The following is a 1,431-nucleotide window of genomic DNA, read 5'->3' as shown; positions in this document are numbered from 1 at the left end:
ATCCAGAGCACGCCGACGCCGGTTCGTTTCATCAGACCGGATTTTTCCGTCATCAGGCCTTGCCGCCGAGCTTTGCAAACCAGTCTTTTCGTCGCCGCAGCAGCATGTGCACGGAAAACGCCCAGGCCGGCCGCGTCTTCGCCAGCTCCAGCAGCGCAATCACGACCTGCTTCTGACGGACCAGGTCTCGCGCGCGCTCATGCGCGTTCAGTCCGATCGCCTGGGCGCGCCGCTCGCGCAACAACCGCCTGTGGACAGGCGACAGGCGCTGCGCGTGTCGCGAGAGCAGCAGATCGACCCCGGTCACGACTTGCATGCGGTCGACCCTGGTCCGCGTCAGCGCCGATTGCCGCTTCGAAATCTTGCCCATGCGCTGCGTATACACATAGCCAGGCTCGGACGAGAGCCCCGCCCGGCCGCCCGCGAGCAGACACTCCGAATAGAAGAAGAAATCCTCGCTGTCGCGAAGGGTTTCCGGATAGGCGAGATTGTGCTCGGCGATGAACAATCGTCTGAACACGAATTTGAGCAGCGCATACTGGAACACGTCCCGCCCGCTGAAATCATGCAGGGGCGGGCGGAACATCGATGCGCGAAGAAAGCCGGCGAGGTCGATGCGGTTGAACCCGGGACTGAGCCGCTGATCGCCGAATTCGACATCGGCCTCGCTATCGTAATACGTGATGTCGTCAGCGATCATGTCGAGAGATTCGCTCTCGGCCAGCTTGGTCAACCTCTCGAGGCGATCCGGCTTGTAGGCATCGTCCGCGTCCAGGATCGCCAGCCAGGTTCCTCGCGCCTCGGTGAATCCCCGGTTGCGGGCTCTTGATGGCCCACCGTTTTTCTCCTGGCTGACCAGCCGGATGCGACCATCCTTCGCGGCAAGACCGGAGACAACGGCAACCGTGTCGTCCGTCGAGCAATCGTTGACGACGATGATCTCGAAATCCTGTTCGGTCTGCGCCTGAACCGAGGCGATCGCACGCCCGATGCAGCCGGAGGCGTTGTAGGCCGGAATGACGACCGATACGCGGGGGCCTTGCGGGGCCGGTGTGGATGGCGACGTCATGATTCTCCTGCAACGATCTCGGCGCGCGAAGGGGCGCGATGCGCGGCCTGTTCGGGCTGATATGTCAGTTCAGCGCAGCGCTGCCAGGAGAACGTCTGCGCCCAGGTCCTGGCGGCCGAACCGAATCTCGTCACATCGTCCTGCCGGCTCAGAAGGTCCACGATCAAATTGGCCAGCTTCTCTGGCGAGCGGTCCGTCAAGAGAACGCCCGTCTCTCCATCGAGCACCACCTCGGGCACGCCGCCATTCGGCGCGGCGACACTCGGAAGCGACTGCGCCGCCGCTTCAAGGTAGGCCAGCCCAAAACCTTCCACCTTCTCCGGATTTGGTTCGGCGAGCATGCAGAACAGCCAGGCCGAGGC

2 protein-coding genes are annotated in these 1,431 nt (G+C 63.3%); both read right to left on the bottom strand.

What is annotated here, in order from left to right; translation table 11 throughout:
• Positions 1 to 52: 52 nt before the first annotated feature.
• The gene (locus tag ACXJL8_RS40965; RefSeq protein WP_456621618.1) at positions 53 to 1,069 is read right to left on the bottom strand and encodes a glycosyltransferase family 2 protein; all 1,017 of its coding nucleotides are present in this window, start codon (positions 1,067 to 1,069) and stop codon (positions 53 to 55) included.
• Positions 1,066 to 1,431: glycosyltransferase (locus ACXJL8_RS40960; RefSeq protein WP_456687030.1), on the bottom strand; the 366-nt coding region annotated here is incomplete at its 5' end. The genes ACXJL8_RS40960 and ACXJL8_RS40965, both read right to left, overlap by 4 nt.

This window comes from Bradyrhizobium sp. P5_C11_2, assembly GCF_054049755.1.
Note: the sequence above shows the minus strand (reverse complement) of the source record. Positions and strands in the feature narration are given on the sequence as shown.

Coding starts and splice junctions, on each gene's coding strand:
- ACXJL8_RS40965 (WP_456621618.1), bottom strand. CDS start 1,069: ATGACGTCGCCATCCACACCGGCCCCGCAAGGCCCCCGCGTATCGGTC.